Source organism: Caulobacter sp. GW821-FHT09B08 (assembly GCF_059418225.1).
Genome location: NZ_JBWKPL010000007.1, coordinates 289,408 through 313,687, shown reverse-complemented (window position 1 = coordinate 313,687; position 24,280 = coordinate 289,408). Strand labels below are relative to the sequence as shown.

The following is a 24,280-nucleotide window of genomic DNA, read 5'->3' as shown; positions in this document are numbered from 1 at the left end:
GCGTGGGATCACACCCACTTGCCCCCACCTGACCGCTTCGCGGTCTGTCCGCCCCCGTAGGGGGCGGAGGACGCCGCGCCGCCGCCACAACCGCATCCTCTTCCCCTATGGGGGAAGGAGCGCCGAAGGCGCGAAGGGGGCAAGTGGACGCCCCACCCAAACCCCCGCTAGGGTCCCGCGATACGTCAGGAGAATCCCATGCGTCTTGGACTGGTGCTGGCCGCGGTCGCGGCGCTGTCGGCGGGCTCGGCCTTCGCCCAGGCGGCCAAGAGCCCCTACGACGCCGTCGATCCCTTCATCGGCACGGGCGGCGACGGCCACACCTTCCCCGGCGCCGTCGCCCCGTTCGGCATGGTCCAGCTCAGCCCCGACACAGATATCCTGCCGTTCAAGCAGAGCTACGCCCGCGCCGCCGGCTATCGCCACGGCGACCCGACGATCCTGGGCTTCTCGCACACCCACTTCTCCGGCGCCGGCCACTCCGACCTCGGCGACGTGCTGCTGGCCCCCGTCAGCGGCGAGGCGAAACTGGAGCCCGGCGAGGCCGACAAGCCCGGCTCCGGCTACCGCTCGCGCTTCACCCACGACGGCGAGATCGCCCAGCCCGGCTACTACGCCGTCACCCTGACCGACAGCCACGTGCGGGCCGAGCTGACGGCCGGCCTGCGCACGGGCCTGCACCGCTACACCTTCGACAAGGGCGCGCGGGCCCAGGTGCTGCTCGATCTGCGGTCTTCGATCTACAACTATCCGGGCAAGGTCAGCTGGTCGCGGATCCGCGTGGCGCCGGACGGCACGGTGACCGGCATGCGCGAGACCCGGGGCTGGGCGCCCGGCCGCCAGCTCTATTTCGCCATCCGCTTCGACAAGCCCCTCGCCGGCAAGGCGCTCTACAACAAGGAAGAGGCCGTGCCCTATCGCGGCTTCGCCCAGCCGGGCCGCACCGCCTTCGACCGCGCCCAGCTGGAGGGGCGGGCCTTGGTCGGGGTCTTCGACTTCGGCGCGATCGACGGTCCGCTGACGGTGAAGGTGGCCCTCTCCTCGGTCAGCGAGGCCGGGGCTGTCGCCAATCTCGACAGCGACGAGAAGGGCTTCGATTTCGACGGCCTTCGGGCCCGCACCAAGGCCGAGTGGGAAAAGGCCCTGGGCGCGGTCGAGATCGCCGCCCCGGCCCCGATGCGGACCAATGTCTACACCGCCCTCTACCACACCCTCCTGGCGCCCAGCGTGTTCGGCGACGCCGACGGCCGCTACCGTGGACCGGACAACGCGGTGCACCAGGCGGACGGCTTCACCTTCCACTCCACGTTTTCGCTGTGGGACACCTTCCGCGCCGAGCACCCGCTGCTGACCCTGGTGCAGCCGGAGAAGAAGACCGCCGACATCGTCAATTCGTTGATCGCGTCCCAGCAGGCCAGCCCCTACGGCATCCTGCCGGTCTGGCAGTTCCACGGCCAGGAGACCTGGACGATGATCGGCTATCACGCCGTGCCGGTGATCGCCGACGCCTACATGAAGGGCCTGCGGGGCTTCGACGAGAAGGCGGCCCTGGACGCCATGGTCAAGAGCGCGACCTACGCGCCCTACGGCGGTCTGGGCGACTACATGACGCTGGGCTATGCGCCCATCGACAAGGAGCCGGAGGCCGCCTCCAAGACCGTCGAATACGCCTATGACGACTGGACCATCGCCCGCATGGCCAAGGCCATGGGCCGGAACGACGTGGCCGCGACCTTCGAGAAGCGGGCGGGCTATTGGAGGAACAGCTTCGACGCCAAGACCGGCTTCCTGCGGGCCAGGAAGAGCGACGGGACGTTCCGCGAGCCCTTCGACCCGACGGCGATCAACTATGGCAGCGACTACACCGAGGGCAACGCCTGGCAATATTCCTGGTTCGCGCCCCAGGACCTGGGCGGGATCGTCCGCCTGCTGGGCGGCGACGCGGCGACGGTGAAGAAGCTGGACGCCATGTTCGACTTCGACAATTCCAAGATCGACTACTCCCACGCCGAGGACATCGCCGGCCTGATCGGCCAGTACATCCACGGCAACGAGCCCAGCCACCACGTGGCCTACATGTACGACTACGCCGGCGCCCCCTGGCGGACCCAGGAGCGGCTGACCCAGATCGTGAAGAGCCAGTACAAGCCCACGCCCGATGGCCTGTCGGGCAACGACGACCTGGGCCAGATGTCGGCCTGGCTGGTGTTCACGGCCCTGGGCTTCTATCCCGTCGCGCCGGGCTCGAACGAGTATGTGATCGGCCGGCCGTTCGTGGAGAGCGCGACCCTGAACCTGGAGGGCGGCAAGCGCTTCACGGTGAAGGCCGTGGGGCTGTCGGACGCCGCGCCCTACGTCGGCTCGGTGACGCTGAACGGCAAGCCGCTGACGCGCAGCTTCGTGCGGGACGCCGAGATCCGGGCGGGCGGCGAGCTGGTCTTCACGATGAGCGCCAAGCCGAACAAGACCTGGGCCAGCGGGGCGAAGGATCGGCCGATGTCGATGACGGGGTACGGAAAGTAAGGGGGCTCAGGGGCTGAACCTCAACCCGTCCACCAGCACGCCCGGGCCGCGCGAGGTCACCACGATCCGGTGCGGGCCGCCGTCCAGCGTCAGGCCCGTGGCCACGATCAGCCGGCCGTCCAGCACTCCGTGGACCCAGGCCGCGTCGCCCGGCTCGCGCTTGACGGCGATCTCGACCGGGGCGGCGCCGTCGACCGACACGGCCAGTTCCAGGGCTCCGCCGGCGGTCAACGGGAAGGTCGGGATCAGGTCGATCGACAGGACCCGTCGTCCCTCGGGCAGGGTCGGCGCGTAGACCAGGACGGTCCCGGCCGGGCCGGACCGCATCGCGCCCTCGCCGCGCCCCAGGCCCTCGACCAGCGTCCAGCCGGCGCCCGAAACCGACTCGGCCGGGACCAGGATCGGCGCCTTCGGATCGGGCGCGGCCGGAGCGGGAGGCGGGGCCGGGGCGGGCTCGACCAGAGCGGCGGCGGGCAGCACCGGGGGCGTCAGACGGAACGACTTCCACTGGCCGTCGGCCGGCTCGACCGCCATCAGGCCGCGCCACTTCCCGCCGGCGACCTGGCCGTTATAGCGGGCGGTCAGGGCCGACAGCTCGGCGTCCGCCTGGCGGGCCAGGGCCCCGCGCCGCCGGGCCTGCCCCGGGTCGGCGTCGGCCAGGCGGTCATGGGCCTCGGCGTCGAAGAACCGGTGATTGGCCGCCGCCGCGGCCTTCACGGGATAGGCGACCAGTTCGAAGAAGGCGTCCAGCCGGTCGGGTCCCAGCCGGGCCGCGACGGCGTCGACCCGGGCGACCAGGGCGTCGAAGGCGGCCAGGCGCGTGGCGGCGGCGTCCAGAGACAGGTCGCTCATGCGCGGCTTCTGGCCGGGCAGCCACCATTGCAGGTGCTCGGGCTTGCGCTCGAAGTTGAGGCCGTACCAGCGGGCCATGAGGTCGGCGACCTCCGGCGCGGCCTCGGGTCCGAACTCGCGCGCCGCCCAGTCGGCCAGGAAGCCCCGCCAGCCGGCCGCGCGGAAGCCGTCGATGTCCCAGGCCATGGCCAGGAACAGCTCGGTGTCGATCTCGGCCGGCTTGAGGTCGCCGACATTGGCCACCCACAGTCGCCGCGCGCCCAGGTCGAAGGCCTGGCCCATCTGTTGCTGGATCAGGGCCGGCGGGGTGGTCGACAGCCAGATGTAGGACAGCGGCGCGCCCAGATAGGACAGGTGATAATAGACCCCCGATCCGCCGGGCCGCCGACGTTCGGCCGCGTCCGGGAACTGGCGGATATAGCCGAAATTGTCGTCGGGCCAGACGATGGTGACGTCCTCGGGGACCTTCAGTCCGCCGCGATAGACGTCCAGCACCTCCTTGTACGGCGTGAACACCTGGGGAGCGTTGGCGACGCCCTTGTCGGCCAGCAGCCGGCGCTGGTCGGCGAAGATCTTCTCCAGCAGCGCCCTGCGGCCCTCCAGGTCGCTGGCCCCGACCATGCCGCTGTCATGGATGCCGCGCATGCCCAGGGTCCAGAGGCTCTCGTACCCGCCGTTGGACGCCACCCGCTCGCGCCAGTAGGCCAGCACGCCGTCGGGATGGGTCGCGTAATTGTAGGCCTCGGCCGGCGCCGTCCACTCGCCGACATTGTTGCGCAACATCGGTTCGGCATGGGACGAGCCCATGACGATGGCGTAGCGGTCGGCCAAGGCTGCGTTGGTAAGGGCGGCGTTGGCCGGGTCGCCGTTGAACGGGGCCGTGGTCGGGTGCATGGCCGGCCACAGGGTGTTGGCCTTCAGCCGCAGCAGCAGGTCGAAGACCCTGGCGTAGGTCTTGGGTCCGATATTGCCGGTCTCCGGCTCGAACGTATGGGCCGCCCAGGGCTGCAGGCCCCAGTCCTCGTCATTGAGGAAGATGCCGCGATACTTCACCGACGGCGGGCCGAAGCGCCGGGTTCCGGCGGCGACATACAGCCGCTCGCGGCGCGGCGGCGGCACGTCGGCCCACCAGCGCCAGGGCGAGACGCCGACGGCCCGCGACAGCTCGTAGACGCCATAGGCGGTCCCGCGCCGATCGCTGCCGACGATCACCAGGGCGCGGGGCACGCCGGGCGCGGGCCTGTCGACCACGACGACGGCGAAGCTCTCCCAGGCGCCCTTCAGCTTCGAGACGTCCAGGCGCCGGGCGGCGACCAGGCGGTCGATGGCGGGGTGACGGCCCAGGGTCCCGATCCAGACCTGGGGGCGCCCCGGCGCGGCCTCTCCCCATGTGCGGACAGCGGGCGCGTGGCCTGTGACCGCGGCCAGATCGTCGGCCAGACCCCGCGCGGCCAGACCGACCACGGGAGCGTCGTCCGGCGCCAGGACCAACTCTGCCGGGCCGTCGGCGCCGGCCAGGGCGAAGGCGCCGGGCGCCGGACGGTCGAGAATCCAGGTCGGGGCGGCGAGGGCGGCGGAGGTCCACAGCAGCGCGACGAGAAGGGTCGCGATCCGGGCGGTCGATGCCAGCAAGTCCGTCTCCTCCCAACCGTCGCGCGGCGCGATCGATTTCAGAAAATGAGACGAATGCTCACATGGTGCAATCTTGGGCTAGAAGCCGAGGCAAGCTTTCTGGGTGACGATCAGCACGGCTTCCTGGTCGAAGCGGTCCCGATAGGCGGTGCGGACGGCGTCGAGCTTGGCGTCCTCGCCCCTGAGGCCAGGAAGGGCCAGGATCACCATCTTGGACGGTTCGCGTCCGATCACGCCGGCGTTCGAGCGCCACTGGCCGGTCGCGTCCAGCACGGTCAAGCCGCCCGGAAAGCGCGGAGTCAATTCCTCGTCGACGAAGCGGGCGAAGTCGGTCTCGGAGACGCCCAACCGGTCGCCGATATTGCGGCCGAAGAACAGCTGCACGGTCCGGCCGGGGCTCTGGCCCGCCGGACACGATGCGGCGGGCGAAAAGGTCGAACAACCGGAAAGCAACGCCGCGCAAGCCAGCAGCAGCGGCGCGGCGGCCCGCATCTAGCTTCCTACCGCCAGGTCGTCGGCGTGGATCATCGGGCCTTCGGTGAAGCCCAGCTCGGCCTCGATGGCGTCGCTGCGCAGGCCGGCGATCTTGTGGGCGTCGGCGCTGTCGTAGCGGACCAGGCCCCGGGCCACCTCGCGGCCGGTCTCGTCCCGAACGCGCACGGCGTCGCCCTTGTCGAACGGCCCCTCCACGGCGCGGACCCCGGCCGACAGCAGGCTCTTGCCGTTCAGCAGCGCGGCGGCGGCGCCGGCGTCGACGGTCAGCCAGCCCTGGGGGGCCAGCGAGCCGGCGATCCAGGCCTTGTAGGCGGCGGCGGGGCTGGCCCCGGCCTCGATCACCGTGGCCTTGGCGCCGTCCTCGATGGCCTGCAGCGGGGCGGGGCGCGAGCCCAGGGTGATCAGGGTGGCGCAGCCGGCGGCCCGGGCGATGCGGGCGGCGGCGATCTTGGTGGCCATGCCGCCGGTGCCCACGCCCGCCGAGGCGTTGGCCCCCTCGGCCATGCCGGCGATCTCGGGCGTGATCTCGGAGACGCGCTCGATATGGGTCGCGCTGGGATCGCGGCGCGGGTCGGCGGTGTAGAGGCCGTCGATGTCGGACAGCAGCACCAAGAGGTCGGCCCCGACCATCTGGGCCACCCGGGCGGCCAGGCGATCGTTGTCGCCGTAGCGGATCTCCTCGGTCACCACCGTATCGTTCTCGTTGACCACGGGCACGACATTGAGGGCGATCAGGGTCTCGGCCGTGGCGCGGGCGTTCAGCCAGCGGCGGCGGGTTTCGGTATCGTCGCGGGTCAGCAGGATCTGGGCGGCCACCACGCCGTGCGGCTCCAGCGCCTCTTCCCAGGCCCGCATCAGCACCGACTGGCCGGCGGCGGCGGCGGCCTGCTTCTCGGGCAGGGTCAGGGACTTGCGGCCCGTCAGGCCCAGGCGGCGACGGCCCAGGGCCACCGCGCCCGACGAGACCACCACCACCTGCTGGCCCCTGGCCCGAAGGCGAGCGACGTCGGCGCAGAAGGCGTCGAGCCAGGCGCGGTCGGGCGCGCCGCCGGCGGCGTCGACCAGCAGGGCCGAGCCGACCTTGAACACGATGCGCCGAGCCTTGGCGAGCGCTCCCCCCGAAACGCTCATTACGGCTTCCAGCCCCCGGGGGTCTCCTCGACGTGATCCTCGTCGTCCTCGATCTCTTCGATCGCGTCGCCCCGGCGGATGCGCACCTGGGTATAGGCCTTGCGCAGCAGGGCGGTGACGCCCTCGCCCGAGACGCCGGACACCAGCAGCGGCTTGATCCCCGCCACGGCCTGGAGCTCGGCGATCTTGGCCGCCCGGGTCTCATCGTCCAGGGCGTCGACCTTGTTCAGGGCCAGGATCTCGGACTTGTCGGCCAACTCGTCGCCATAAGCTTCCAGCTCGCCCCGGATCGTGGTCCAGGCGCCGGCGATGTCTTCCTGCGTGGCGTCCACCAGGTGGATCAGCACCGCCGAGCGCTCGACGTGGCCCAGGAAGCGGGTGCCGAGCCCCGCGCCCTCGCTGGCGCCCTCGATCAGGCCGGGGATGTCGGCCAGCACGAAGCGCTCGCTGGTCGACAGGTCGACCACGCCCAGGTTCGGGGTCAGGGTGGTGAACGGATAGTCGGCGATCTTGGGCCGCGCGGCGGTGGCGGCGGCCAGGAAGGTCGACTTGCCCGCGTTGGGCAGGCCCACCAGGCCGACGTCGGCGATCAGCTTCAGGCGCAGCCACACCCACAGCTCCTCGCCCTCCTGGCCGGGATTGGCGAACTTGGGAGCCTGGTTGACCGGGCCCTTGAAGTGCAGATTGCCCCAGCCGCCGTTGCCGCCCTTGGCCAGGCGCAGGGTCATGCCCGGCTGGTCCAGGTCGGCGATCAGGGTCTCCTTGTCCTCCTCCAGCACCTGGGTGCCGACGGGGACCTTCAGGATCACGTCCTCGCCCGCCGCGCCGTGGCGCTGGCGGCCCATGCCGTGGACGCCCGTCCCGGCCTTGAAGTGCTGCTGGTAGCGATAGTCGATCAGGGTGTTGAGGCCCTCGACGGCCTCGATCCAAATGTCGCCGCCTCGTCCGCCGTCGCCGCCGTCGGGGCCGCCGTACTCGATGTACTTCTCGCGTCGGAACGAGACCGCGCCGCCGCCGCCGTTGCCGGAGCGGACAAAGATTTTGCACTGGTCCAAGAATTTCATGAGCGTCTTTTGTCGCAAGGCGGCTTTCGCGTCGAGCCGAAACGGTTGCCGGGCAAGCGTTACAGGGGCTGGAAAGCCCGATTTTCGGGGCTCAAGCGTCGCTATGACGCACTGAACCGCGTTCGCCATCGTGACGAAATGTTAAAAGAGACAATGCGACAAACGGTCCCAAGCGGGCGACCGCTATTTTCGGAACGTGTCGCGCAGGGAGGCTGGCGTTGGCGAATAATCAGGACGTCAGTGCGGAGTTCAAGCAGGACCTCGTCGAGCTGACGCTGCCGACTCTCTGCCGCAAGTACGCCCACGAGGCTTCGGTCCATCGCAATATCCTGATGAGCCGCGGCACCGGCGTGACCGGCACTTGGCGTGATTTCCGCTGCTTCCTGACCGACATCGGGCCGCGTCCGTCCAGCGACCACGGCCTGGTGCTGATCAATCGCAACGAGCGCACCTACGGCCCCGGCCGGGCGCGGTGGATGACGGCCGACGAGCAGGCCGCCCACGAAGAGGAATTCGATCGCCAGCAGGCGGCCAAGAACCGCGAGGCCAACCAGCTTCTGCACCAGGCCGCGGCCATGAAGCGGGCCAGCGCGCCGAACGCCGCCAACTTCGGCCAGTGGACGCCGATGGGCGGCCGCCAGGTGGCCTATACGGACGTCGCCAAGCGCCTGGCCATCCCGATCAACGCCCTGAACAAGACCATGGCCGACGGCCGCAGCGCCGACGAGCTGGTCAAGCGTTCGGGCGCCGCCGCCGACCTGATCAATCCCGACCTGCAGTGGCTGCCGCCGGATCCGGCTCGCAAGGCCAACTTCTTCGAGGCCTTCCGCATCTGGCACATGCAGGTGCAGCCGCAGTTCGGCCGCGCCGCCACGCCGACGTTCTTGTTCCTCTACATCGCCTTGCCGGTGATGAAGGAGTGCCGGGACGAGCTGATGGGCCTGAACCTGTGGAACCCCCTGGGCCAGCGGGCCATGAACGCGCGCGACGGCCACGTCTCGTGGAAGAAGTACTGCGAGTTCATGCCCCGCGCCCAGGTGGCCATGATGGAGATTCCCATCTACGCCACCTATTCGCTGCTCAGCGACCTGGACGCCCTGTGCGAGCGGATCGTGGTGGCCGAGAAGCGCTTCCGCGAAGGCCCGCAGAAGGTCATCGCGACCCACCGCGCCGCTTAACGCTCCTAGAGCGCATTTGCTCCTGAGGGATCAAACGCGCTCTAGATTCCTTTGTTCTTACGCGTTTTCTTCACGCGAACCGGCGTCCACTTCGCTCGAAAACGCTTCAGGCCAGCCACACCATCATCCGCGTGGTCGCCGTCTCGCCGCGGGCGATCGACGGCTTGTGCTCGACGACGCCCGTATAGAGGAAGCCGGCCTTGACCAGCACCTGGCCCGAGGCGGGGTTGTCGGCGAAGTGGCCGGCCACGACCAGCTTCTTGCGCCAGTCGTTCTTGGCCCAGGCCAGGGCGCCCTGGGCGGCTTCGGTCGCCAGGCCCCGCCCCCAGTAAGGACGGCCGATCCAGTAGCCGACCTCCAGATGGCCGTCGGCCGGGGTGAAGAAGCCCAGCACGCCGACCACGCCCTCGTCCTCCAGCTCGATGACGAAGGTGGCGTCCTTGCGCCGATCCTGGACCTGGACGCGGGCCACGAAGTCGTCGGCGTCGGCCTGGGCGTAGGGCCAGGGCATGCGGGTGGTCATCCGGGCGATCGCGAAGTCGCCGGCCAGGCGACCGATGCGCGGCGCGTCCTCGAACGCCGGGGCGCGCAGCGTCAGCCGCCGCGTTTCGATGGTGGGGGTTTTCTCGATCACGCACATGGCGCGTCCTCCCGTTCTCGGTCCTTCTAGGTGGGGACCGTGACGCTCGGATTTCAGGCCTGGGGTCCTTTCATGGCCGGAAAATTTCGAGCGTGGACAAAACAAAAGCGGGGAGCCCGGCGTTCCGGACTCCCCGCTTAGGTTCGTCTGTCCGGATCGTCTTTCTTGAGGAAAGCGCGACCCGGTTTCTACGAGGTTCGCGCTATTCGGCGGCCTGGGCCACCGGAGCCACGTTCACGTAGGTCCGATTGTTGCGCTTGGTGATGAACTTCACCGCGCCTTCCACGAGCGCGAAGAGGGTATGGTCCTTGCCGATGCCGACGCCGGCGCCCGGATAGAACTTGGTGCCGCGTTGGCGCACGAGGATGTTGCCGGCCAGAACCTTCTCGCCGCCGAACTTCTTCACGCCAAGGCGCTTCGATTCCGAGTCGCGACCGTTGCTGGACGAGCCGCCAGATTTCTTGTGAGCCATAGTGGCCTCCTAGTTCCCAGATCCGGTTTCTCAGATGAGACCTGGATCAAGTTGATCGTTCAACGAAACCCGTCAGGGTCTCAGGCTTCGGCTTCCGGAGCGGTGTCGGCGGCGGCCTTCTTCGGCGCGGCCTTCTTCTTCGGAGCAGCGGCGGCTTCGGCCTTGACCGGAGCGGTGGGGATCGTCGCCGGGACGGCGGCGTCGCCGAGGCCGCGGGCGCGGGCGTTCAGGATCACCTTGGGGGTCAGGTCGATGACGCCGTCCCACTTGGTTTCCTTGCCGCCGCCGGCGACCGAGGTCACGCGCACGACCGACTCGGTCTGGCGGTGGCCGCGGGTGCGGCGATAGCCTTGGCGCCGGATCTTCTTGAAGATCTTCACCTTCTCGCCCTTGCGGGTTTCGAGCAGGGCGCCGGTCACGACCGCGCCTTCCACGAGAGGGGCGCCGACCGTCACGGCCTCGCCTTCGCCAAGCATCAGGACTTCGCCGAAAGCGACTTCCGCGCCAGGTTCACCGTCGAGCTTTTCGACAACCAGCAGGTCGCCGGCTTGGACCCGGTACTGCTTGCCGCCGGTTTTGATCACCGCGTACATAGGTTAGCGCCTTAAGAAACGTGCGTTCGCAAAATGGGGAACGCCCGCTGGGAGACCCTGCGGGCGAGAGGGGCGCACTTATACCGTCGAAAGTCCGTGAGTCAACGGCGCCGGCGCCTTGTCGCTTGACGAAAATCGCGACGCGGGGCCGGCCGCGCCAAACCGGGGGACGGGGCTATATAGTCCCATCCCGGATAGACAGCCTGTCGCGCACGAAGTCGACGCAAGGCCCTGGCGTGTTACTTTATAACAGGCTATAGCCGTCGACGTGAACTCGACCTTCTTCGCCTCCGTCGCCGCCACCGGTTTCGCCGTGGCCTTTCTGCACGCGGCCTTGCCCACGCATTGGCTGCCGTTCGTGCTGGTGGGCCGCGCCCAGAAATGGACGACGGGCCGCACCCTGGGCGTCACCCTGCTGGCGGGGCTGGGCCATGTGAGCCTGACCATCGTGCTGGGCCTGGCGGTCGTCGCCGCGGGCCTGGTGGCCCAGCCGCACGTGGGCGGCGCCTTCCACTGGATCGTCGGCGGGCTGATGGCGGCGTTCGGCGTCTTCTATCTGCTGCGCGGCCGCCACAAGCACGCGACGATGGACACCGGCCGCAAGTTCGCTTCGGACCGCGCCGCCATCACCGCCCTGGTGGTGCTGCTGACCCTGTCGCCGTGCGAGGCCTTCCTGCCTTACTATCTGGCGGGGATGGAGCACGGCGTGGCCGGCTTCGTGACCTTGAGCGCCGTGCTGCTGGCCGCCACGTCGGCCGGGATGCTGATCTTCACGGGCCTGAGTCTCGCCGGCTTCAACCGCCTGGGGCTGGACCGGCTGGAGCAATACGAGGAGATCATCCTCGGCGCGGCCCTGATCCTGATCGGCGCGGCGGTGGCGTTTCTGAAGACCTGAGGGCTCCCCCGCTTCCCCCGGAGCGCCATCGCTCCTAAATAGCGCGCATGACCAACGCTGCTTCCACTCCCGGCAAGATCCCCGTCACCGTGCTGACCGGCTATCTCGGCGCCGGCAAGACCACGCTTCTCAACCGCATCCTCACCGAGGAGCACGGCAAGAAATACGCCGTGATCGTCAACGAGTTCGGCGAGGTGGGCATCGACAACGACCTGGTGGTCGGGGCCGACGAAGAAGTGTTCGAGATGAACAACGGCTGCGTCTGCTGCACGGTGCGCGGCGACCTGATCCGGGTTCTGCAGGGCCTGATGAAGCGCAAGGGCGGCCTCGACGCCATCGTGGTCGAGACCACGGGCCTGGCCGACCCGGGCCCGGTGGCCCAGACCTTCTTCGTCGACGAGGACGTCAAGGCCCGCACCTATCTGGACTCGGTCACCGCCGTGGTCGACGCCAAGCACATCCTGCTGCGCCTGGGCGACAGCAAGGAAGCCGTCGAGCAGATCGCCTTCGCCGACCAGATCGTGCTGAACAAGACCGACCTCGTCTCGGAAGACGACCTGCGCCACGTCGAGGCGCGCATCAAGCGCATCAATCCGCTGGCCCCGATCCATCGCGCCCAGCGCTCGAACGTCCCGCTGGCCACCATCATCGGCAAGCACAGCTTCGACCTGGAGCGGATCACCGAACTGGAGCCGCAGTTCCTGAACCCGGCCCACGGCGAGGACGGCCACGTCCACGACGAGCACTGCGGCCATGGCCACGATCACGGCCACCACCACCACGATCATGACCACGTGCACGACGAGCACTGCGGTCACGATCACGACCATGGGCATCATCACGGCCACGACCACAAGAGCGACATCCACGACGACGGCGTGAAGGGCATTTCCCTGACGCTGGACAAGCCGGTGGACGGCCAGAAGATCACCGCCTGGCTCAACGACCTCCTGGCTCGTCGCGGCCCGGACATCCTGCGCGCCAAGGGCATCATCGACGTCAAGGGCGAGGACCGCCGCCTGGTGTTCCAGGCCGTGCACATGATCCTGGAAGGCGACTTCCAGCGCGCCTGGACCGACAAGGACAAGCGCTACAGCCGCATGGTCTTCATCGGCCGCGACCTGGACGAGGCCGAACTGAAGGCCGGCTTCGAGGCGACGGTGGCCTGAAGCTAGACCCCTCTCCCCTTGCGGGAGAGGGTGGCCGCCGAAGGCGGTCGGGTGAGGGGTTGAAGAACAGAAAGGCCGCGACAAGCCGAAAGGCCGGTCGCGGCTTTTGTCGTCTGTGCGACCCCTCATCCGTCAGCCTTCGGCTGACACCTTCTCCCGCAAGGGGAGAAGGAAGGTGCTAGTGGATGTCTTCGTTCACGATCCCGATCTGGGTCCAGCCCTGGTCGTGGGCGCGGTCGATCACGCCCATCAGGGCCTCGTACGGCACGTCGGCCTGGGCGCTGACCATCAGCCGCTGGTCCTTGCGCGGACCCGTCTGGCCGGCGTTCGCGAACTCGGCGGCCAGGTCGCCGGTCAGGGCGTCCAGGCTGGTGGGCCGGCCGGCCAGGTAGAGGGCGCCGGAGTTCTGGATGCTGATCAGCACCGGCGGCTTGGGCGGGGTGTCGGTCCGCATAGGCGGCGGCATGTCGATCTTGATCGCGGTGGTCGCCATCGGCACGGCGACCATGAAGATGATCAGCAGCACCAGCAGGATGTCGACGAAGGGCGTGACGTTGATCTCCGCGTTCTGCCGCATGGAATAGGCGCCGCCGCCCGCGCCCGCCAGTTTCGCCGCCATGACCTGTCTCCTCCCGTCGGCCCCGTTCCGGGACATTGAAGTTACAGGTGTAGTTTCTCGCGTTTTTTACATTTGTAAAGTGCTGTGCTCCAGGCACGAAAAAGGGGCCGGACGTTTCCGCCCGGCCCCTGATTTTCCGTCGATCGCGGAAGACGCCCTTTAGTGGATGTCTTCGTTGATCAGGCCGACCTTGTACCAGCCGCCGGTCTGCAGGGCGTTCAGCACGCCCATGAAGTCGGCATAGGTCACGTCGGCGTCGGCGCGAACCATGACGCGCTGATCGTCCTTCGGACCGGCTTGGCCTTCGCTGACGAAAGCGCCTTCCAGGTCGTATTGCAGGTTGTCGAGGCTGGTCTGCTTCTCGGCGATGTACAGAGCGCCCGACTTCTGGATCGAGATGAAGATCGGCTTCTTAGGCTTTTCTTGCTGCGGGGTCGGCACCGCCGGCGGCAGGTCGACCTTGATCGCCACGGTCGCCATCGGAACGGCGACCATGAAGATGATCAGCAGAACCAGCAGGATGTCGACGAAGGGCGTGACGTTGATTTCGGAGTTCTGACCCAGGGAGTAGCGACCGCCACCACCGCCAGAGAGTTTAGCCGCCATAGCCTGACTGTCTCCCAAGGGCCGCCCTCTCGGCGGTCCCGAAAATGTTAGAGGGCCACGTCTGGCTCAGACGGGCGCGGAAGTAAAGCCCGACGACGCGGCGCGATGGCAACCCCTTTTGTGACTCTTTTTGGCCGAACGTCGTTCAAGTGGGCCTCTGCTCGCCCTATGGGGGAAAGCCGGCGTACTAGGCGCCCGCGTTCGGGCGCGGTATGGCGCGCGGATGATCTATTCCTTCGACGCCTATGTCACCGCCGCCCTGTTCGACCGCGCCGGTCGCGCCGCCTTCGCCCTGGGCGACGGCACGGTCCGATTCGAGAACGAGGACGGGTTCGTCACGGTCGAGGCCCATGACGGCGCGGTGCTGGCCGCCGCCGTCCACCCCTCGGGCCGGGGAATCGTCACCGGGGGCGACGACGGCAAGGTGGTCTGGAGCCGGATCGAGGGCGACGAGGTGGCCGCCACCCTGATTGCCGAGGTCAAGGGCCGCTGGATCGAGCACGTCGCCGCCAGCGCCGCCTCGGGGCTGATCGCCTTCACCGCCGGCAAGGAGGCCCACGTCCGCGATGCGGCCGATCCGAAGTTCCTGCGCGTCTTCGCCCACGACAAGACCGTCTCGGGTCTGGCCTTCGACCCCAAGGGACGTCGCCTGGCCACGGCCGGCTACGGCGGGGTGTCGCTGTGGTGGGCCAAGATCGAGGGCCAGAAGCCGCAGGTGATGAAGTGGGCCGGCAGCCACATCGCCGTGATCTTCAGCCCGGACGGAAAGTTCCTGGTCTCGTCGATGCAGGAAAGCCAGCTGCATGGCTGGCGGCTGTCGGACGGCAAGGACATGCGGATGGGCGGCTATCCGGCCAAGATCAAGAGCCTGGACTTCTTCGACAAGGGCAACCTGATGGTCACCGCCGGCGCCAACGGCGCGGTGGTCTGGCCGTTCGCCGGCGCCAACGGCCCGATGGGCAAGGAAGCCGCCGAGATCGGTTTCTCGCGCGACTCCATGGTGGTGCGGGTGGCGGGCGTCGACGCCCTGCCGGTGGCCGTGGCCGGCCAGGACAACGGCAAGATCTGGGCCGCTCACATGCGGTCCGGTCGCATCGAGACCCTCAAGGCTGAGAAAGGGGCGGCGATCAGCGCCCTGTCGGTCTCGGCCGACGGCGCGCGGCTGGCCTGGGGCGACGAGGACGGCGAGGCTGGCGTGATCGTGGTGCCGGCGCTGGATACGCGGTTCTAGGCGCTAGAGCCCCCGCAGCACCTTCACCACGGCCTCGACCACGGCCTGGTCCGTATCGCGCAGCCCGTCGGGCACGAAGCCCAGTTCGTGGGCGCGGTGCTCGTGGCCCTTGGCCAGGCCCTCGACCATCGGCGCGCTGCACGAGCCGTGGACTTCGCTCACGCCGGTACGGGCCACCAGCTCGGCCACGTTCGTCGGATTGACCCCGCCGCCGGCCAGGATGGCGATGCGGCCGTCGGCCTGCTTGACCAGGGCGGCGATGGTCTCGTGCCCGGCCATGGCGTTCAGCGCGCAGCCCGAGGTCAGGATGCGCTCGAAGCCCAGGTCGATGGCGGTTTCCAGCGCCGCGAACGGGTCGGGGGTCAGGTCGAAGGCGCGGTGCAGGGTCACGCCCAGGCCCTCGGCGTGGGCGACCAGCGTGGCCAGGGCGTCGGCGTCCAGCTCGCCCGAGGGCAGGTTGGCGCCGATCACCACCCCGGCCAGGCCGGCTTCGCGCACGGCGTCGATGTCGCGCATCACCGCGTCCAGGTCGCGGTCGTCATAGACGAAGTCGCCGTGGCGCGGCCGGATCATCGGATAGATCGGGATCTCCGCCTCCGCCGCGATCGCGATCAGGGACGGGGCCGGGGTCAGGCCCTGCAAGGCCAGGGCCGAGCACAGCTCGATGCGATCGGCGCCGCCGGCGATCGCCGCCGCCAGTCCGGCGGGCGTGTCGACACAGACTTCCAGGATCACGCGGTCGGACATCTTGGTCTCCTCGAGGGCCGTGCTACGAGATTCGAAACGGCGTTCTTGAACCACTTTTCGGGGAGCACACCCAATGCTGAATCGCAGAGGCCTGATCGGCGCCTCCCTGGTCGGATCGAGCCTGATGGGCGCCGGCGCCGCCTCGGCCGCCGGAACCGGCATCCAGCTGACCCGCCCCTGCGTGATCTCCACCTGGGACTTCGGCGTGCCGGCCAACCAGGCGGCCTGGGCGATCCTCGGCAAGGGCGGCCGGGCGCTGGACGCTGTCGAGGCCGGGGCCCGTGTGCCCGAGCAGGACCTGAAGAACCACAGCGTCGGCCGGGCCGGCTATCCCGACCGCGACGGCCACGTCTCGCTGGACGCTTCGATCATGGACGAGCATGGCAACTGCGGCGCGGTCGCCGCCCTGGAGCATATCGCCCATCCCATCTCGGTGGCCCGGGCGGTGATGGAAAAGACCCCGCACGTCCTGCTGGTCGGGGCCGGGGCCCTGCAGTTCGCCCAGGAGCAGGGCTTCCCGCGCGAGGAGCTGCTGACCCCCGAATCCCGCGCGGCCTGGGAGGCCTGGAAGAAGGACGCCAGATACGCCCCCAAAGCCAACAGCGAGGTCGGCGACTACGGCAAGACCTCCGGCCGGCTCGGCACGCCCGGCGGGGCGGGCAATCACGACACCATCGGCATGCTGGCCCTGGACGCGGCGGGCAACCTCTCGGGCGCCTGCACCACCAGCGGCATGGCCTGGAAGCTGCGCGGCCGGGTCGGCGATTCGCCGATCGTCGGGGCCGGTCTCTATGTCGACAACGACGTCGGCGCCGCCACCTCCACCGGCGTGGGCGAGGAGGTGATCCGCAATGTCGGCAGCTTCCTGGTGGTGGAGCTGATGCGCCAGGGCCGCTCGCCGCAGGAGGCCTGCAAGGAGGCCGTGGCCCGCATCCTCAAGAAGAAGCCGGCCGCCAAGGACATCCAGGTGGGGTTCCTGGCGCTCAGCAAGACCGGCGAGGTCGGCGCCTGGTCGATCCAGAAAGGCTTCAGCTACGCCCTGTGCGACGGCGCGCGACAGGATCGGCTGGAGGCGGGGGAGAGCTTTTTCTGACGAGGCGGGCGTCCGCTGCGACGCCCCGCCCTACTTCGGCAGATACTCCGCCGGGATCGGCGTTTCCGGGGTTTCCTGCGACCAGGCGATGTTCAGGATCCAGAAGCGCTGGCCGTCGTCGAACAGCTGGATGCTGTTGATCCCGCGCAGCAGCGGCTTGGCGTCCGACAGGCTGTGGCGGGCCTCGTAGGTGGACCAGACGTGGACGATGCGGCTGTAGCGCTCGACCTTGCGGTGGATCTCGACCTCGTGGAAGCCCTGGCCGACCAGGATCGGCTCGGAGCCGGTGATGTAGGTCTCCACGGTCCGGGGGCGGGCGACGACCGCGCCGGCGGGATTGCGGCCGGTGGGGGTCAGTCGGGCGTCGGCATAGAACAGCGACCGCATGCGGGGCCAGTCGCGCGCCACGCCCTTGTCGCCCGAGATCACGCCGTACAGCGCCGCCAGTATGGCGTCGACCGACTTGACGTCCTCGGGATTGGCCTCGGGCGCGACGGTGCTGGTCGCCGACGGCGGCGTGGTCTGGGCCTGGGCGCCGACCGGCGCCATGCCCACGGCCAGCGACAGGATCAAAAGGCTCCGTTTCATCGTCATTGTCCCCCCGTTCGAGCGCACAGCTAGGACGCTCGCGACACCGAGGGCAAGAGGGCCGGCCTAGTCGAACCCCCGCATCGCCGCCCATTCGTCGAACGGGGCGCGGCGCGAGCGCCAGTTGTTGATCGGCGCGGTCTCGTCGCGATAGCCCAGGGCCAGGCCGCAGAACAGCATGTGGTCTTCCGGCAGGTCCAGGAAGGTGGCCACCAGCTTGCCGTAGACCGACCAGAACTCCTGGGCGCAGGTATCCAGCCCACGCTCAACGGCCAGCAGCATCAGGCTCTGCATGTACATGCCGATGTCCGACCATTGCGGCGGGCCGCAGTCGCGGTGCACCGAGAAGAACACCGCCACGGGCGCATCGAAGAACTCGGCGTTCTTGGCGAACTGGGTGAGGCGGCCCAGCTTGTCCTCGCGGGGGATGTTCAGGGCGCCGTAGAGGTCCTCGCCCACCTGGAAGCGGCGGGTGCGCAGGGGCTCCCACAGGTTGGGCGGATAAACGTGGTATTCGGGCTCGTCGCGGTCCATCAGCCGGGCGGCGACCTGGGCCTTGAAGTCGGCCAGTGGCTGGCCTGTGAGCGCATGGACCACCCACGGCTGGAGGTTCCCGCCCGACGGGGCGCGGGCGGCGGTCTCCAGGAGCTCGCGCACCACCGCGCCGGGCACCGGATCGGGCTTGAAGGCCCGAACCGACATGCGACGCTGGATGGCTTCGGAGACGGTGCGGTACTCGGTCATCAAGAGCTCCCTAACCGATGCGCGGCTATGTCCCGCGACAGATCATGACGGCTTGGCTAGCATCCGGCCGCAACGTCAAGGCAAGGACGAATCCGTGAAGGTGCTGGTGCGTAACATCCTGGTGGCGCTGTTCATCGTGCTGGTGGCCGGCCCGGTGCTGACGGTGCTGATCTACCGCTTCGTGCCGCCGCCCGCGACGCCGCTGATGGTCATCCGCCTGACCGAGGGCAAGGGCTGGAACCACAGGTGGCGGCCCATCGACGACGTCTCGCCCGCCCTGCCGCGCGCCCTGATCGCCGCCGAGGACGCCCGGTTCTGCGACCACCACGGCTTCGACTTCGACGCCCTGCAGAAGGCCTATGCCAACAACGAGAAGGGCCGGAAAATTCGCGGCGGCTCGACCATCAGCCAGCAGACCGCCAAGAACGTCTTCCTGTGGCCGGGCCGCTCGTATCTGCGCAAGGGGCTGGAGGCCTATTTCACGGTGCTGATCGAGACCTTCTGGGGCAAGAAGCGGATCATGGAGGTCTATCTGAACTCCATCGAATACGGCCCGGGCCTCTACGGCGCCGAGGCCGCCTCGCGGACCTATTTCAAGGTCGGCGCCGACCAGCTGACGCCGGTCCAGGCCTCGCGCCTGGCGGCGATCCTGCCCAGCCCGCTGAAGTGGAAGGCGGTCAATCCAGGCCGCTATGTGAAGAAGCGCTCCAGCAAGATCGGCAAGGCCTCGGGGGCGGTGCGCCGCGAGGGCCTGGCGGCCTGCGTGGCCTGACCGCCAGGGTTGAGCTAGAGGTGGGGCAGGAGGACGCCCCATGATCGCACCCGGACCCACCCTGGAGACCGCTCGCCTGATCCTGCGCCCGCCGGCCACCCAGGACCTGGACGGCTGGGCGGAGCTGATGGCCGACGCCGAGGCCGCGCGCTTCATCGGCGGCCAGATGAGTCGGTCCCAGGCCTGGCGGATGATGGCCACCATGGCCGGCTCGTGGGCGATCAACGGTTTCGGCATGTTCTCGTTGATCGAGAAGGCCACCGGCGCCTGGGTCGGCCGGGTCGGTCCCTGGCGGCCCGAGGGTTGGCCGGGCACGGAGGTGGGCTGGAGCCTGCACCCCGCCGCCCATGGCCAGGGCTACGCCGTCGAGGCGGCGACCGCGACCATGGACTGGGCCATCGACCACCTGGGCTGGACACGCCTGGTCCACTGCATCGACCCGGCCAACCTGGCCTCGATCAAGGTGGCCCAGCGGATCGGCTCGCGCTTCCTGGAGGTGGGCCGCCTGCCCGAGCCCTATCAGGACGTCGAGGCCCACCTGTGGGGCCAGACGGCGGAGGAATGGAAGGCGCGGCGGGCGGGCTGACGCGGTGATGGACGCCCTCTCCGTCACGAGGCTGCGCCTCGCGCCACCTCCCCCGCTTTGCGGGTGAGGAGAAAAAGCCGGGCCCATCTCTCCTCACCCGTGAAACGGGGGAGGTGGCGCGTCGCTAACAGCGACGTGACGGAGGGGGCGTCTGCGGCGTCTTTTCCAGCCTAGGGCCTATCGACGCTGAACCGGATGATCGCCCCGTTCTTGTCGTCGGCCACCCAGATGGCGCCGTCGGCCGCCACGGTGATCCCCACCGGCGTCCCTTGCGGGCGCTTGCTCTCGACCCGGCCCCAGCCTGGGGTAAGGATCAGCGCCTCAGCCGCAGGGCCCGCGCCGAACGGACGCGAGCCGGTCGGATAGGTAGGGTAGACGGCCTTGGCCTTGGCCACCGGCACGCCCTTGGCGTCGACGTCGAAGGCCACCAAGCGTCCGCCGGTCGAGCGGTAGCCGTGCCAGCTCATCAGGAGCTTGCCCTTCAGGGCCGGGAACATCGCGCCCTGGTACCAGGTCATGGCCAGCGGAGCGACGTGGGGCGGCAGCAGGACCGTGGGCGGCGTGTGGGCGCTGGAGGCGCAGTCCATCGCCCCGGCCCAGGCGCCCGGTGTGGGCGTGGCCATGTCCATGCAGTAGGGCCAGCCGTAGTGGTGGCCGGCCTGGATGACGTTCACCTCCTCGAACGGGCTCCAGCGGTCGGCCAGGTCGTAGCTGTTCTCGGCCTGCAGCACCGTGCCCGACGGATGGACGGCCAGGGCGACCGAGTTGCGCAGGCCGCGCGCCAGCATGGTGAACTTCGTGTCCCAGCGGCCTGGCGCGACCAGGGCGTAGCGGCGGATGCCGGCCGTGAGTTCGGGGCCTTCGGACTGGTCGCAGCGGTCGGTCCCGACCCGCATCGCCTTGGCGTCCAGGCACTGGTCGGACGGCGCGCCGACATTGACCAGCAGGGCGCCGTCGGGGGCGAAGACGAACTGCGACAGCGGGTGGCGGTTGTCGTGCAGCTTGTTGTCGGGCAGGCCCGTGACCACGTCCTGGACCGTGGACGCCGGGGCGGCGGCGCGCGGGTCGAAGCGGAAGATCCGGCTCATCTCGCCCGCATAGACCAGGCCGTCGGGCCCAAGCGCCAGGCCGTGCGGCAGGGACAGGCCGGTCAGCAGCGGCGTCGGCTGGGCCGGCTGGCCGGGCGCCAGGACCAGCTTCCAGATGGTGCCGCGCGGCCGGGTCCAGTCGCCGAGATCAGCCACCAGCCAGGTGCGGGCGTCCAGCTGGACCAGGGTGCGGGGCAGGCGCATCTGCCGGGTGGAGAAGGCGCCGGGCGTGGGGCCGGCCACCAGGCCAGCGCACATCCCCGCCTGGGTCTCGATGGGCAGGCGGGGCAGGCCGTCGCAGGTTCCCGCCGTCGCGTAGTTCACGCGCGGCGCGGCCTCGGCGGCGCCGGCCATCAGGGCCAGGCCCATGTTCAGAACGACAGCCAGTCCTCGCAACGCCACGCCGCTTCCCCCGCAGATTCTTCTGCGATCTAGCGTTGTGGCGGTGCTAAAGGGAAGGGGGCGTCAGACCCGGTTATAGGGATATCGGTCGCGGATCATCCGCTGGAAGAACCGGCCCTTGGACGGCGCCCGCTCGAAGGCCTCGGTCACCCGGGGCGGCACCCCGACATAGACGTACTCGTCGCCGTCGTGGAACGTCACGAACAGCTTGCCGTGTTCGGGCTCGTATTCGATTTGCTGGATCGCGGTGGAGTCGACACGCATGGCAAAAAGCCTCCGCATGAGGATCGTCTGCCGTGAAAAGCGCATGGCCGTCGAGGGAGGTTCCCAAGGGTTTTCCCGGCGCCTGTTTAGGGTGCATTCCGGCGCGAACTGGGGTGTAGTCCCGATCTGCAAGGCTCCGCTTCACAGGAGCCGGGGGAGGAAGAACATATGCAACCGCATTCCTGGGTCGCCATCGTCACGCTGGTCGCCCTGCTGGTCTATGTCTGGATGACGCTGCGCATCGGCGGGGCGCGCGCCAAGTCGGGCATCCAGGCGCCGGCCATGACCGGCGATCCCGTCCTCGAACGCCATATCCGCGTCCAGGCCAACACTCTGGAATGGCTGGTGATCTTCCTGCCGTCGTTGTGGCTGTTCGCCATCTACTGGAGCGACCTGATCGCCACGATCGCCGGGGTGGTCTGGATCTTCGGCCGCATCCTCTACGCCCTGGGCTATGTGGCCGATCCGAAGAAGCGCGAGATCGGCTTCGCGATCCAGGCCCTGGCGACGGCGGTCCTGCTGTTCGGCGCCTTGGGACGGGTCATCTGGATCCTGGTGGCGGTCGGGGCCTAGCCTTGTCTGTTCCGGCGGGCGGGGCTTGGCTATAGCGGGGCCATGACCCTGCCCGTCGATCCCACCCGCTACAGCGCCTTCCTGGCGGCCATGTTCGTCATGGCTCTGACGCCGGGTCCCGCCAACCTGTTCGCCATCGCCACCGGCATGCAGCGGGGCAAGGGCGCGGCCTTGCTGGGCGTGGCGGGGATGAACACCGCCACCCTGGTCTGGTTCGCCTGCTCGGCCCTGGGCCTGGGCGCGCTGATCATCGCCTTCCCCAAGGCCTTTCACGTGCTGGCCTATGCCGGGGCGGTCTATCTGGTCTGGCTGGGACTCAAGTCGATCTGGTCGGCCGTGAAGGACAAGGGCGAACCCGGCGAGACCCACCGCACGTTCAAGATGGGCCGCTCGGCCTTCCGCGACGGCTTCGCGGTGCAGATCGCCAATCCCAAGATCCTGCTGTTCTTCGGCGCGGTGCTGCCGCCGTTCATCGACGTCCAGCGGCCCCTGGTCCCGCAGCTCCTGATGTTCGCCGCCGCCACCATCGGCATGGACGTGATCAGCATGAGCACCTACGGCCTCAGCGGCGCGGCCCTGGCCTCGCGGATGAACGAACCGGGCTTCCGCAAGGGGTTCGCGGTGATGGTCGGGGTGCTGCTGATCGCCGCCGCCGTCCTGATCGTCTCGCGCGGCTGATCTCAGGCGTGAAACGCATTGGCCTTGGCGAAACCACAAAGCTGGGCCATGCATTACGCTGAACGGGACGAAACGTGCTTTTCCTAGTGAAGGAATGCGTCATGACTATTCGCAAGACCTTGTCCGGCAAGGCCGGATTGGTCGCCGCCGTGGCGCTCGCCGCCCTGCTGACGGCCTGCGCCACCGCCACCCCCTACCAGCCCAACGTGCCCGGGCAGCAGGCCACGGGCGGTTTCTCCGATCAGCGCCTGGAAGGCGACCGCTATCGCGTCACCTTCGCCGGCAACAGCCTGACCTCGCGCGAAACCGTCGAGCGCTACCTGCTGTACCGGGCCGCCGAGCTGACCACCCAGCAGGGCTATGACTGGTTCGAGACCGCCGACCGCCGCACCGACCGCGACGCCCGCACCGTGATCGACGGCGACCCCTTCGGCCGTCCGTTCGGCTATGGCTACGGTTACGGCGGCTACGGTTACTGGCGTCCGGCGTGGCGCTATTACGGCCCGGCCTACGGCGGCTGGCGCGCCTGGGATCCCTACTGGGGCGACCCCTTCTTCAGCCAGGCCGAGGTCCGCACCATCCAGAAGTTCGAGGCCAGCGCCGAGATCGTGATGCACAAGGGCGCCAAGCCGTCCGGCGATCCCCGCGCCTACGACGCCCGCGAAATCCTGGCCAACCTGTCGCCGAGCATTCAGCGGCCGGTGGCGAAGTAAGAAACGAGAAGGGCCGCTTCCCCGGGGAAGCGGCCCTTTCTTCTTCCACGGCCGGGGACATGCACTTGTGCGTGTCCCCAAGTCCTGGCGCGGCGCTTGCTGTTGGGGACACGCACAAGTGCATGTCCCCGGCCGCTGTCTTTACCGCGGCGCCATCCGGATCCCGCCGTCCAGGCGCACGTCCTCGCCGTTGAAATAGCCGCAGGTGATCATCGTCAGGGCCAGCTGGGCGTATTCCTCGGGATTGCCCAGGCGCTTGGGGAAGGGCACCGAGGCCGCCAGGCCGGCCTTCACCGCTTCGGGCGCGCCGTTCATCAGCGGGGTGTTGAAGATGCCCGGCAGGATGGTGTTGACGCGGATGCCCTCGCTCATCAGGTCGCGGGCGATGGGCAGGGTCATGCCGACCACGCCGCCCTTGGACGCCGAATAGGCCGCCTGGCCCATCTGGCCGTCCTCGGCCGCGACGCTGGCGGTGTTGACGATGGCGCCGCGCTCGCCGTCGACGCCCGGCTCCAGGTCCAGCATGCCCTTGGCCGACTTGGCGATGCAGCGGAAAGTGCCCACCAGGTTGATCTGGATGATGCGGTCGAAGGCGTCGAGCGGGAAGTGCTTGGTCTCGCCGGTGGCCTTGTCGCGGCTGGCGGTCTTGGCCGCGTTGCCGGTGCCGGCGCAGTTGACCAGGATGCGCTCCTGGCCGTGGGCGGCGCGGGCCTTCTCGAAGCCGGCGTCGACGTCGGCGTCGCTGGTGACGTTGACCTTGCAGAACACCCCGCCGATCTCGGCCGCGACCTGGGTCCCGCGCTCCTCGTTCATGTCGAACAGGGCGACCTTCACCCCCTGGGCGGCCAGGGCGCGGGCGGTGGCCTCGCCGAGGCCCGAGGCCCCGCCCGTGACGACGGCGGCGACGGTGTTGTCGAGTTTCATGGACGTTT

Annotated in this window: 26 protein-coding genes; 11 read left to right on the top strand and 15 right to left on the bottom strand. The window is 69.0% G+C overall.

What is annotated here, in order from left to right; all coding sequences use genetic code 11:
• Positions 1-198 precede the first annotated feature (198 nt).
• Positions 199-2,523: a GH92 family glycosyl hydrolase gene (locus tag AC07OA_RS20210; RefSeq protein WP_494665611.1), complete on the top strand. Its 2,325-nt coding sequence runs from the start codon at positions 199-201 to the stop codon at positions 2,521-2,523.
• A 6-nt stretch (positions 2,524-2,529) separates the two neighbouring features.
• Here AC07OA_RS20210 and AC07OA_RS20205 read toward each other — a convergent pair whose 3' ends face one another.
• From AC07OA_RS20205 to obgE, 4 genes are all read right to left on the bottom strand, one after another.
• Entirely contained in the window at positions 2,530-5,007 is a 2,478-nt protein-coding gene (locus tag AC07OA_RS20205) for a glycosyl hydrolase 115 family protein (protein ID WP_494665610.1), read from the bottom strand.
• A gap of 78 nt (positions 5,008-5,085) precedes the next feature.
• Positions 5,086-5,499 (bottom strand): DUF3574 domain-containing protein, encoded by a 414-nt coding sequence (locus tag AC07OA_RS20200; RefSeq protein WP_494665609.1) that lies wholly within the window; start codon positions 5,497-5,499, stop codon positions 5,086-5,088.
• Positions 5,500-6,633, bottom strand: coding sequence for a glutamate 5-kinase (proB, locus tag AC07OA_RS20195; RefSeq protein ID WP_494665608.1), 1,134 nt, complete (start codon positions 6,631-6,633; stop codon positions 5,500-5,502).
• Positions 6,633-7,697, bottom strand: a complete 1,065-nt coding sequence (gene obgE, locus AC07OA_RS20190; protein ID WP_494665607.1) for a GTPase ObgE — start codon at positions 7,695-7,697, stop codon at positions 6,633-6,635. Before obgE ends, proB begins: the two co-directional genes overlap by 1 nt.
• 269 nt (positions 7,698-7,966) lie before the next feature.
• On the opposite strand from obgE, the gene AC07OA_RS20185 reads away from it, so the two are divergent.
• Positions 7,967-8,875 (top strand): hypothetical protein, encoded by a 909-nt coding sequence (locus tag AC07OA_RS20185; RefSeq protein WP_494665620.1) that lies wholly within the window; start codon positions 7,967-7,969, stop codon positions 8,873-8,875.
• A 106-nt stretch (positions 8,876-8,981) separates the two neighbouring features.
• Here the strand turns inward: AC07OA_RS20185 and AC07OA_RS20180 are convergent, their stop codons facing one another.
• From AC07OA_RS20180 to rplU, 3 genes are all read right to left on the bottom strand, one after another.
• Positions 8,982-9,515: a GNAT family N-acetyltransferase gene (locus AC07OA_RS20180; RefSeq protein WP_494665606.1), complete on the bottom strand. Its 534-nt coding sequence runs from the start codon at positions 9,513-9,515 to the stop codon at positions 8,982-8,984.
• Positions 9,516-9,717: 202 nt separating this feature from the next.
• A complete protein-coding gene (gene rpmA / locus AC07OA_RS20175) occupies positions 9,718-9,987 on the bottom strand; it encodes a 50S ribosomal protein L27 (RefSeq protein WP_494665605.1) in 270 nt (89 codons plus the stop codon).
• 80 nt (positions 9,988-10,067) lie between these two features.
• Positions 10,068-10,580 carry a 50S ribosomal protein L21 gene (rplU, locus tag AC07OA_RS20170; protein ID WP_494665604.1) on the bottom strand — a complete coding sequence of 171 codons (513 nt, stop codon included), beginning with the start codon at positions 10,578-10,580 and terminating at the stop codon, positions 10,068-10,070.
• Between the two features lie 268 nt (positions 10,581-10,848).
• On the opposite strand from rplU, the gene AC07OA_RS20165 reads away from it, so the two are divergent.
• Positions 10,849-11,475 carry a hypothetical protein gene (locus AC07OA_RS20165; protein ID WP_494665603.1) on the top strand — a complete coding sequence of 209 codons (627 nt, stop codon included), beginning with the start codon at positions 10,849-10,851 and terminating at the stop codon, positions 11,473-11,475.
• A 47-nt stretch (positions 11,476-11,522) separates the two neighbouring features.
• A complete protein-coding gene (locus tag AC07OA_RS20160; RefSeq protein WP_494665602.1) occupies positions 11,523-12,644 on the top strand; it encodes a CobW family GTP-binding protein in 1,122 nt (373 codons plus the stop codon).
• Between the two features lie 178 nt (positions 12,645-12,822).
• Here the strand turns inward: AC07OA_RS20160 and AC07OA_RS20155 are convergent, their stop codons facing one another.
• Entirely contained in the window at positions 12,823-13,263 is a 441-nt protein-coding gene (locus AC07OA_RS20155) for an ExbD/TolR family protein (protein WP_494665601.1), read from the bottom strand.
• Between the two features lie 159 nt (positions 13,264-13,422).
• Entirely contained in the window at positions 13,423-13,869 is a 447-nt protein-coding gene (locus AC07OA_RS20150; protein WP_494665600.1) for an ExbD/TolR family protein, read from the bottom strand.
• Positions 13,870-14,092: 223 nt separating this feature from the next.
• Here AC07OA_RS20150 and AC07OA_RS20145 point away from each other — a divergent pair, with 223 nt between their 5' ends.
• A complete protein-coding gene (locus AC07OA_RS20145) occupies positions 14,093-15,100 on the top strand; it encodes a WD40 repeat domain-containing protein (RefSeq protein ID WP_494665599.1) in 1,008 nt (335 codons plus the stop codon).
• 3 nt (positions 15,101-15,103) lie between these two features.
• On the opposite strand, the gene AC07OA_RS20140 is transcribed toward AC07OA_RS20145, so the two are convergent.
• The gene (locus AC07OA_RS20140; RefSeq protein ID WP_494665598.1) at positions 15,104-15,847 is read right to left on the bottom strand and encodes a copper homeostasis protein CutC; all 744 of its coding nucleotides are present in this window, start codon (positions 15,845-15,847) and stop codon (positions 15,104-15,106) included.
• Between the two features lie 73 nt (positions 15,848-15,920).
• On the opposite strand from AC07OA_RS20140, the gene AC07OA_RS20135 reads away from it, so the two are divergent.
• The gene (locus AC07OA_RS20135) at positions 15,921-16,940 is read left to right on the top strand and encodes a glycosylasparaginase (protein WP_494665597.1); all 1,020 of its coding nucleotides are present in this window, start codon (positions 15,921-15,923) and stop codon (positions 16,938-16,940) included.
• A gap of 30 nt (positions 16,941-16,970) precedes the next feature.
• Here AC07OA_RS20135 and AC07OA_RS20130 read toward each other — a convergent pair whose 3' ends face one another.
• Together AC07OA_RS20130 and AC07OA_RS20125 are read right to left on the bottom strand one after the other, a co-directional pair.
• Positions 16,971-17,528: a hypothetical protein gene (locus tag AC07OA_RS20130; RefSeq protein WP_494665596.1), complete on the bottom strand. Its 558-nt coding sequence runs from the start codon at positions 17,526-17,528 to the stop codon at positions 16,971-16,973.
• Positions 17,529-17,594: 66 nt separating this feature from the next.
• The gene (locus tag AC07OA_RS20125; protein WP_494665595.1) at positions 17,595-18,272 is read right to left on the bottom strand and encodes a nitroreductase; all 678 of its coding nucleotides are present in this window, start codon (positions 18,270-18,272) and stop codon (positions 17,595-17,597) included.
• A 94-nt stretch (positions 18,273-18,366) separates the two neighbouring features.
• Between AC07OA_RS20125 and mtgA the strand changes: the two genes are divergently transcribed.
• Both mtgA and AC07OA_RS20115 read left to right on the top strand, forming a co-directional pair.
• On the top strand, positions 18,367-19,044 hold the full coding sequence (mtgA, locus tag AC07OA_RS20120) for a monofunctional biosynthetic peptidoglycan transglycosylase (RefSeq protein WP_494665594.1): 678 nt from the start codon (positions 18,367-18,369) through the stop codon (positions 19,042-19,044).
• A gap of 40 nt (positions 19,045-19,084) precedes the next feature.
• Positions 19,085-19,630, top strand: coding sequence for a GNAT family N-acetyltransferase (locus AC07OA_RS20115; protein ID WP_494665593.1), 546 nt, complete (start codon positions 19,085-19,087; stop codon positions 19,628-19,630).
• A 170-nt stretch (positions 19,631-19,800) separates the two neighbouring features.
• Here the strand turns inward: AC07OA_RS20115 and AC07OA_RS20110 are convergent, their stop codons facing one another.
• Both AC07OA_RS20110 and AC07OA_RS20105 read right to left on the bottom strand, forming a co-directional pair.
• Positions 19,801-21,120, bottom strand: coding sequence for a PQQ-dependent sugar dehydrogenase (locus AC07OA_RS20110; protein ID WP_494665592.1), 1,320 nt, complete (start codon positions 21,118-21,120; stop codon positions 19,801-19,803).
• Positions 21,121-21,183: 63 nt separating this feature from the next.
• Positions 21,184-21,384: a KTSC domain-containing protein gene (locus AC07OA_RS20105; RefSeq protein WP_494665591.1), complete on the bottom strand. Its 201-nt coding sequence runs from the start codon at positions 21,382-21,384 to the stop codon at positions 21,184-21,186.
• Positions 21,385-21,552: 168 nt separating this feature from the next.
• Between AC07OA_RS20105 and AC07OA_RS20100 the strand changes: the two genes are divergently transcribed.
• From AC07OA_RS20100 to AC07OA_RS20090, 3 genes are all read left to right on the top strand, one after another.
• On the top strand, positions 21,553-21,957 hold the full coding sequence (locus AC07OA_RS20100) for an MAPEG family protein (protein WP_494665590.1): 405 nt from the start codon (positions 21,553-21,555) through the stop codon (positions 21,955-21,957).
• Between the two features lie 42 nt (positions 21,958-21,999).
• On the top strand, positions 22,000-22,635 hold the full coding sequence (locus AC07OA_RS20095) for a LysE family translocator (protein WP_494665589.1): 636 nt from the start codon (positions 22,000-22,002) through the stop codon (positions 22,633-22,635).
• Positions 22,636-22,736: 101 nt separating this feature from the next.
• The gene (locus AC07OA_RS20090; RefSeq protein ID WP_494665588.1) at positions 22,737-23,348 is read left to right on the top strand and encodes a CC0125/CC1285 family lipoprotein; all 612 of its coding nucleotides are present in this window, start codon (positions 22,737-22,739) and stop codon (positions 23,346-23,348) included.
• Between the two features lie 141 nt (positions 23,349-23,489).
• On the opposite strand, the gene AC07OA_RS20085 is transcribed toward AC07OA_RS20090, so the two are convergent.
• A complete protein-coding gene (locus tag AC07OA_RS20085; RefSeq protein ID WP_494665587.1) occupies positions 23,490-24,272 on the bottom strand; it encodes an SDR family NAD(P)-dependent oxidoreductase in 783 nt (260 codons plus the stop codon).
• Positions 24,273-24,280: the final 8 nt, after the last annotated feature.